At 39.4% G+C, this 8,507-nt stretch carries 9 protein-coding genes; 2 read left to right on the top strand and 7 right to left on the bottom strand.

Going from position 1 to position 8,507, the window contains the following annotated elements:
- Positions 1 to 24 precede the first annotated feature (24 nt).
- A complete protein-coding gene (locus B879_RS19600; protein WP_009186967.1) occupies positions 25 to 1,194 on the bottom strand; it encodes a baeRF7 domain-containing protein in 1,170 nt (389 codons plus the stop codon).
- A gap of 114 nt (positions 1,195 to 1,308) precedes the next feature.
- Between B879_RS19600 and B879_RS19605 the strand changes: the two genes are divergently transcribed.
- Positions 1,309 to 1,620, top strand: a complete 312-nt coding sequence (locus B879_RS19605; protein ID WP_009186968.1) for an HPF/RaiA family ribosome-associated protein — start codon at positions 1,309 to 1,311, stop codon at positions 1,618 to 1,620.
- 33 nt (positions 1,621 to 1,653) lie between these two features.
- Here the strand turns inward: B879_RS19605 and B879_RS19610 are convergent, their stop codons facing one another.
- The 6 genes from B879_RS19610 to lipB all read right to left on the bottom strand — a co-directional run bounded on the left by B879_RS19610 (position 1,654) and on the right by lipB (position 8,002).
- Positions 1,654 to 2,283, bottom strand: coding sequence for a rhomboid family intramembrane serine protease (locus B879_RS19610; protein WP_009186969.1), 630 nt, complete (start codon positions 2,281 to 2,283; stop codon positions 1,654 to 1,656).
- A 9-nt stretch (positions 2,284 to 2,292) separates the two neighbouring features.
- Positions 2,293 to 3,282: a polyprenyl synthetase family protein gene (locus tag B879_RS19615; RefSeq protein WP_009186970.1), complete on the bottom strand. Its 990-nt coding sequence runs from the start codon at positions 3,280 to 3,282 to the stop codon at positions 2,293 to 2,295.
- Positions 3,254 to 5,449 carry a ribonuclease R gene (rnr, locus tag B879_RS19620; RefSeq protein WP_009186971.1) on the bottom strand — a complete coding sequence of 732 codons (2,196 nt, stop codon included), beginning with the start codon at positions 5,447 to 5,449 and terminating at the stop codon, positions 3,254 to 3,256. The genes B879_RS19615 and rnr overlap by 29 nt, the downstream gene beginning before the upstream one ends.
- 440 nt (positions 5,450 to 5,889) lie before the next feature.
- Positions 5,890 to 6,621, bottom strand: coding sequence for a 3'-5' exonuclease (locus B879_RS19625; protein ID WP_009186972.1), 732 nt, complete (start codon positions 6,619 to 6,621; stop codon positions 5,890 to 5,892).
- Positions 6,622 to 6,718: 97 nt separating this feature from the next.
- A complete protein-coding gene (locus tag B879_RS19630; protein WP_009186973.1) occupies positions 6,719 to 7,120 on the bottom strand; it encodes a hypothetical protein in 402 nt (133 codons plus the stop codon).
- Between the two features lie 162 nt (positions 7,121 to 7,282).
- Complete coding sequence (gene lipB, locus B879_RS19635) at positions 7,283 to 8,002, bottom strand: lipoyl(octanoyl) transferase LipB (protein WP_009186974.1); 720 nt, start codon at positions 8,000 to 8,002, stop codon at positions 7,283 to 7,285.
- Positions 8,003 to 8,114: 112 nt separating this feature from the next.
- Between lipB and B879_RS19640 the strand changes: the two genes are divergently transcribed.
- Positions 8,115 to 8,471: a YraN family protein gene (locus tag B879_RS19640; protein WP_009186975.1), complete on the top strand. Its 357-nt coding sequence runs from the start codon at positions 8,115 to 8,117 to the stop codon at positions 8,469 to 8,471.
- The last annotated feature ends 36 nt before the right edge of the window (positions 8,472 to 8,507 follow it).

The following is an 8,507-nucleotide window of genomic DNA, read 5'->3' on the forward strand; positions in this document are numbered from 1 at the left end:
TCTTCCTACTCTATTGTCGTTTGATCATATTGGATACCTGAATATAGCTGCCAACTGGGTTTCTTCTGGCATATCTTCTGCTGGAGTAAGGTAAACTTTTCCTTTTGTTGAGATTACCTTAGCCGCTGCTTCATCTATTAGACAATGGGTACCGTTCTCTTGTCGATCCATAAGTTCTATCTTATGGTTTTCAGTATCGAATTTTCCAAATAAATGTTGGTGGTTTTGATTCACCAAAAGGGTTTCAATACCACCCGTAAATGCAGCATTGATGATCTTGAGCATATCATTGGAACTGGCTTGACCTTTTGCTTTAAAGGCTTCAAAGCTCTCTTTTCTGTTTTTTCTTGCTTCTGCAAAGTAGGGCTCGATCAGACGCCATGATTCTTGATGTAATTGCATCATATCTTTTTCTGAAAAAGCACCACTTACATGGTCTTCAAAGATATGCCCATATTTACTGGCTTCTTTGAAAATAGGGATCAGATAGTCAACCCCTGCAAGTACCAGGGGTAGGGGATTGCTGTTTAACAAAGGCTCCAGCATATTGGTCATTCTGTGAAAATAATTCAGGATAGTAACCTTTTTTTCTTCATCTGATCCAGATCCATGTCCATGGTACATGGCACCGGCATTGCCAACCCTTCCTTGGGCCTGAAGACTCTTTTCCTTGTCCACCTCATCTTCTTCTTCTGTGAAGGAGACGGCTACTTTTTCAGGGTCAATTAGAATTTCCTGCACTACATTTCTAGTGGCTTCATACAACCTGATTTGATCCAAGTTCAGTAAAAGGATATAATAATGCCCATCATCTGCTAATTCGGGAAGCATGGGTAAAAGCATTGGTTTTGACCCAATGAAGTAATTTGGTTTTTGTATTTCCAGAGGTAACTTAAAATATTCAATTTTGCCATCGTAAAGAAACACGACCAACATATCTGAATTATGTTGCCAAAACGAGAATTCGTTGGTCAAAGCTTTGGCCGGTTCCATAATCCTATTGATTTCAATAGGACTATGAACTCCTTCTTCCAAAAGTTTTTTTTCCACTTCCGACAAAGTATTTTTAAATGTTAATATGTCTTTTTGATAGGCATCTGTACTTCTTCGCGATGTGGGAAAATACATGGAAACAAATAAATTGGCTTCCTTTTTACTCAATGCTATAAATTCATCTCGATTAAAAATCTCCATATGTTTTATTTTTAGGTGAAACATTTATTTTTGTTGTACCTAAAGGAGAGGTACCTTCATATTATACGAAAATTTAACTTAAAAGGCGAATAAATAACCCATTAATAAAGAATCATGAATTACACAGAAAATTACAGAGGCATTAAAATCGATGTTCAGGCACCACAGGTTGATGTTCCAACTGGATTGCAGGAACAAATCAGGAAGTCGATTGATAAATTATTAAGATTCACCCCAGTAATCAATGCGGTTGATATTTATTTAAATGTTTCCGGGCAAGGAAAAACAGCTGAAAGAATACTAGGTATGCGTGTCGGAATTCCAGGTCCTGATGTTTTTTCTGAAGAAAAAGCTAAGGATAGATGGAATACCATGCTGAGAAGCGTAGTGGATAAAAATGTTCGTCAACTTCAAAAAGGAAAATAAAATCCAAATTAGTCTTACGTAAAAAGCTTCAGGTCAAAATGGCCTGAAGCTTTTTATTTGTTCTATGAAATTTAATCCGCTCTGTGGAGAAATAATCAATACGAAGGCGATACCAAATAATGCTCCGTATAAATGGGCATCGTGATTGATGCCATCACTTCCTTTCCTGGCTTGGACAAAGGTGTAAATCAGAAAAAGCAGCCCCAACACAAAGCCTGGCAGGCAGATCAAACCAAAAAGACAGATATCTGATAAGGGCATGATCATAATGCTTGCAAATACTGCCGCAGCTACTCCGCCCGATGCTCCTAAAGCCCTATATCGAAAGTTTTCCTTATGCTTGAAATAGGTGGGTAAATCAGAAACTATTATGGCACCTACGTAAAACATCAAGAATGTGAAGAGTCCGAAAGATTTACCTAGACGGTATATCAAAAACATTTCTACCACTCTCCCAAAAAAATAAAAAGTGAACATGTTAAAGAGAAGGTGCATTTGATCCTTATGGATCAGACCAGAGAGGACAAATCTGTCCCATTGCTGGTTGTTTTTGATTTTGTAGGGGGTAAACATCCATCTGTCCAACAAATCAGGCCTTTTCCAAGCCTGATAAGAGGTCAAAACAGTAATACCTATCAAAATGATGGTAGCAGATAAATCCATAAGCTTGTTTTACTTTTCCCTATTTACCAAATCTTGGGTGAGTTTCAGTAAAGTTTGGTAGGCATTTTGCTGAGGAACACTTAAGGCCGCATATTGTGCAAACCCTTTGTCAAAATAGTTCTGCATTTTGTTTTCAGCAAGTGATTTGATACCTATCTGATCATAAATTGCTGTTACCGCTTTGACTTTTTCCTCCTTGTTAAATTCAGTAGCAGCAATCCATTTTTCCAAGGCTTCCTTCTGTTTTCCACCGGCAAGTTCTTTGGCTTTTAGCAGAAGAAAAGTTTTTTTATTGGAAATGATATCTCCTCCAACCTGCTTTCCGAATTTCTCTTTGTCCGCATAGACATCCAGCAAGTCGTCTTTTAATTGGAATCCAATCCCGATATTAACCCCAAAATCATATAATTTCCTGGCATCATCCGCTGAGGCACCAGCTAGAATGGCTCCGAATTCAAGGGCAAATCCCAAAAGCACTGCTGTTTTCTGACGGATCATATCAATATAGGCTTCTTCAGTGACCGTTTCCATCCTTTCGAAATTCATATCGTGCTGTTGCCCTTCACAGACTTCCGCTGCGGTTTGGTTGAAAAGTTTTAAACAGATCGGTAGGAGGTTAGGGTCTACATCCAATAACATATCATAGGCCCTTACCAACATCACATCTCCGGAAAGGATGGCGGTATTGGCATTCCATTTTTCATGAACGGTTGCTTTCCCTCTTCTCAAGGGTGCATCATCCATGATATCATCGTGCATCAAGGTAAAGTTATGGAAAACTTCCACCGCCATGGCCGGCGTGAGGATTTCCTGGTAATCTTCCTTGTATAGCGCGTAAGATAGGAGTGTTAAAAGGGGGCGGATTCTTTTGCCACCTAAGCTCATGATATAAGAAATTGGCTCATATAATTCCTGTGGAGAGGTGCCATAGGAATAGCCTTGAATATGATTCTCTAAATCCTGTAAAATCTTACTTACGTCGTTTTTGTTTTGGCTCATTATCTGCAAATTCCAAGTCTATGGTTCTTCTGTCAATATCAGTAGCAACTACTCTGATCATCACTTTGTCTCCTAAAGTGATGATTTTTTTGTTGCGGCTACCGATCAATCGCATATTTTTTTCATCAAAATCGTAATAATCATCATTCATTTCGGATACCTTGACCATACCTTCGCATTTGGTTTCGGTAATTTCTACATACACGCCCCATTCGGTAACACCCGTAATGATTCCTTCATAATCTTTGTCTTCAGCTAAAGACATGTATTCTACCTGTTTGTATTTGATGGATGCCCTTTCAGAATCTGCGGCTCGTTTTTCTCTTTCAGAAGAGTGAATGCATTTATCTTCCCAAGCTTCTGCATCAGGGCCTTTGCCTCCGTCCAGGTAGTGCTGCAACAGCCTATGCACCATCATATCAGGATACCTCCTGATGGGGGAGGTAAAGTGCGTATAATGTTTAAAAGCCAGGCCAAAATGACTCTTGGGTTCTGTGGTGTATTTGGCTTTTGCCATACTTCTTATGGCCAGTTGCTCCAGGACATTCTGTTCCGGTTTGCCGACAATTTCATCCATCAATTGGTTCAGCGCCTTGGAGATTTTTGTCCCTTCCGATATTTTGATATCATGACCGAATCTTTTGGCAAAGGTGGAGAAAGTTTCCAGTTTCTCAATATCCGGGAAATCATGAATCCTATATACAAAAGTATCCTTTCCTTTGTTTCGGTTGTAAATAAATTCTGCCACTGTTCTGTTGGCCAAAAGCATGAATTCTTCAATCAGCTTATGGATGTCCTTACGCTCTTTTATCATCAAGCCTAGTGGAATCCCTTTGTCGTCCAGTTTGAACTTGACTTCTACCGTTTCAAAATTGATGGCACCTTTGTCAAATCTCCGCTTCCTGATTTTTTTGGCCAGTTCGTTCAAAAAGGTGAGCTCCTGGTAGAAATCCCCTTCTTGTTTGTCAATATTTTCCTGAGCTTCTTCATAAGCAAACCTCCTGTCCGAGTGGGTCACTGTTCTGCCTATCCAATGATTGAGCACATCTGCATTTTCATCCATTTCAAAGACACAGGAAAAGGTAAGCTTATCTTCATTAGGCCTTAAAGAACAGAGACCATTACTTAACCTTTCCGGAAGCATTGGAATGGTCCTGTCCACCAAATAGACAGAAGTGGCCCTGTCATAAGCTTCCTGCTCTAATTTCGTTTTTGGTTTGACATAGTGGGTTACATCCGCAATGTGCACGCCTATTTCATAGTTGCCGTTTTCCAGCTTTCGGTAGGAGATGGCATCATCGAAGTCTTTGGCATCCACCGGGTCTATGGTGAATGTAGGAATATCACGCATATCCCTTCTATTTTTGATTTCATCAGTGGGGATTTCCTCAGGAATGGCATTGGCTTCTTCCTCTATTTCTTGGGGGTATTCGAAAGGTAGCCCAAATTCTGCCATAATGGAGTGAATCTCTACCTCATGTTCGCCCGCTTTACCCAAAACCCTTACGATTTTCCCTGTGGGATTTTTATCTTCCTCCCGCCATTCGGTGATTTTGACTACTACCTTTTGGTTGTGTTCAGCGCCATTCAGGTCCCCTTTATGGACAAAAATATCATGGTGCATTTTTCTGAAATCAGGGACTACAAAGGCATATCGTGGAGAAATCTCTACCCTGCCTACAAACTCATCCCTCAAGCGCTGTGTGATTTCCAGTACTTTTCCTTCCAAGCGTCCGGTGCTTCCCTTGGCAGGATATACCATCACCCTTACTTTATCACCATCCAAAGCATGTTTCAGATCGGCCTCTTTGACCAAGATATCTTCTTCCATTTCATACTTGGCTTCAGGACGGATATAAGCAAAGCGTGGATTGACATAGTCTACCTCTCCTTCTATAAACTCCGGTTCTTTGACCGAGGCAAAATAATTTCTCGGGTTTTTGGATATGGAACCAGCTGCAGCCAGTTTGTGCATGGTAGGTTCTACGGCACCTTTGGTTAGGGAGTCTCTGATTTCGAGTTTTTTGATGATCTGTTTGGCATTGAATTCTTTGCCATAATTATTGTCCAAAAAATTGAGGATTTTTCGGGCCAATTGGGCAGCATCAGTGATCTTACCCCCTCTTTTCTTTCCTTCTTGGCCTCTTCTGTTTGATTTTCTTCCCATAAAAATGAGTGTTTGATTTTTTTGTTTAATATAATAATTGTTTTACCGTCATGGTAAAAAAATAGGTGAAGCTTTAGTGATTTCTTCTGTTTTGCAGCCTTAGGTGAAATACATGCTTTAAAAACAGTTTATTTTAATAATATTGTAATCTGTATCAAAGTTGAAAAACTTTTAGCTACTAACAAAAGGTAAATCTGCCGTTATTAGTTCCATCAGTGCTTTCACTCTTTAGCAGTTGCCCTTGGAGTGCGTAGAAATCACTCGTAGGATAACCCGAAATCCTTCCAAGAAATCAATTTTCCCAGAGATCTGTTTTGAAATATATCGAATTGAATTTTGATATATCACAAGTTAAATTTTGAATTATCATGAGCTAAACATCTGTAAAAAAATATGTTATATTTTTTTGATAAAAAGCATGAAAGAATTCAAAACTGGGCTCAATCCTCGTCTCTATTGATGATTTCCACCTCCATATCCGGTGGCAGTCCCTGAAAAGCCAGGTAAACCTGTGCAGTTACCCATACATCTCTGAGACAATATTCCCGGATTCCTTGGAGGTTATCCTGAAGGTAATAGGCCTCATTTACCTGGGAACCATCAATGCTTTCTTTTGAAGTAGGAATATCAAGAATGGCAGCTAAAAGTTCCAATCGGGTATAATGCTTATAGTCCCCAAACTTCCACAGTTCCAAAGTGTCCAAATGACGGACTTCCCAAGGTTTTTTGCCTGCGATCTGTAAGGGTTCAGGAAGGGGTATTCTATTCACCAAAATCCTTCTGCTCAAGTAGGGGAAATCAAATTCCTTCCCGTTATGGGCACAAAGTATCCAAGGCTTCTTTTCTAATAATTCCACAAATCCAGCCAGGGTATCATACTCATTTTCTTCGCAAAAGCTCTTGGTTCTGAATTCCAGTTGCATGCTTTCTTCCTGGAAATGAAAATAGCCTACTCCAACACATAGCACCTTACCAAACTCCGCATAGATACCGGCCCGCTGAAAGAAAAGGCTTCCAGGTTCTATTTCCTCATCTTTCGCTTTGATGTGGTTTTCTTTTTTAAGCCATTCTGCCTTTAGCCTTTCAGGCAGTTCTGAAAAATCTTTTTCCAGAGAAGCGGTTTCAATGTCCAAAAAAAGGATGTTTTCTAGTGCATTAAAAATATGTGCCATGGCGTTAAGCGCTGTTTTACTTTGATTTCTATGCTGAATCAAAATAAACATTACGCTTCAAAGCCACAAAACCCAAGCGTTTATTAATCGGATAATTTCAGCGATGAAGGAAACCTTCCAAGCCTAATTCCGGGATGTACTCTAAACTGGAGGGGTTTATGATGTGGGCTTTAAAAATAAATTTTTTGTCAAAAATTTGATCTAAAATATAATAGCTTACCCAGTACTCGTTATTCAGTACAAAAAGCGCTGGATCGATAGGTTCAATCTTGGCCATGGATTCAGCGCCTAATTCCTGGATCATGTGTCTGAGGACAGAGGTTTTCTTCTCTTCTCCTTTGATGTTGCCATAACCTTTGGAGGTGATCATCACTGTGTGGAGTTCAATGAGGTTGAGGTTAATGATATATACACCCCATTCTTCTAAACCATTGACCATCTCTTTGGCTATGGCCAGTTTTACTCCTGTGACTGGGTGAAAATCTATGTCTTTTTTCATTTCTATGTATGAGAATCAAGATTTAAGACGCAAGACTCAAGATTTGCAATACAAGTCTTTCAATCTTAACACTATTACTATTTTATTTCGCGAAGCTTATTTAAACAGTATCCCGATCGCTTTAGTGTCAGGATCTTCGCTTCGCTCTGTTTTCCATTTTAGTCAGTCAATCAGCTTCATTTCAAATAGATCCGCTATGTGCTTTTTGACTTTTTCTTTGACTTCATTTTCATCAACAGCCCTTTCTAACTCCAAATGCATGGATGTAACAGCTTTGTCCGGTATGCCACAAGGGACAATATTATTGAAGTAGTCAATATCCGCATTGACATTGAAGGCAAAGCCATGCATGGTCACCCATCTGCTTGATTTAACACCCATGGCACATATTTTTCTTGGATTTTTTTGCTCAATGGTATCCAGCCAAACACCGGTAAGTCCATCTATCCTTCCTGCTTTAATTCCATATTCCGCAAGTGTGAGTATGATGGCTTCTTCCAATAGCCTGAGGTATTTATGAATGTCAGTAAAGAAATTTTCCAGATCCAGAATGGGATACCCCACCAATTGTCCAGGGCCATGATAGGTAATGTCTCCACCACGGTTGATTTTATAAAAAGTAGCCTTTTTTTCACTCAGTCCCTTTTCATTCAGCAACAAATGGGAGAGTTCCCCGCTTTTCCCCAAAGTGTAGACATGTGGATGTTCCACAAAAATCAGGTAATTTTCTGTAGCCTTCTGTTCGGAGGCAGGAAGTTTTCTGTTCTGGATTTTCTTTTCTACGATTTGGGCAAAAATATTTTCCTGAAAATCCCAGGTTTCTTTGTAATCTTTGGTTCCTAAGTCTAGAAATTTTACAGATTTATTGATAACTTGATTCACCGTTTTTCCTTGTTGTCGTGAAGAAACGCCTTTTTGCGCATAATGGTTCTTTGCCTGTGGGAAGACGTCAGATTTTTAACATTTGACTTTTCAAAATTAAACAATTATTGTTATGGCAGAGCACATTGAAAAAGGAAAGCTGGCCGAAGAGCTGGCAAAGGATTGGTTGATAAGTAAAGGCTATGAGTTTTTAGAGGCCAATTATCGTTACAAACATGCTGAGATTGATCTGATTTTTAAACACAAAGGCTTGTTGATTTTCGTGGAGGTAAAATTCAGGTCAGGAACAGGCTTTGGGTTTGCAGAGGAATTTGTAGACTTTACCAAACGTAAACTGATCGTGAAAGCAGCAGACCAGTACATTCACGAGAAAGATTGGCATCAGGATATCCGCTTTGATATTGTAGGGGTTTATAAAGACAAAAACAACAATTATAATTTCAGGCAATTTGAAGATGCTTTTTATTAGAAGCGAGAGATGAGAGGCGAGAGTTTAGAAACAAGT

This window comes from Cecembia lonarensis LW9, assembly GCF_000298295.1.
Classification (GTDB): domain Bacteria; phylum Bacteroidota; class Bacteroidia; order Cytophagales; family Cyclobacteriaceae; genus Cecembia; species Cecembia lonarensis.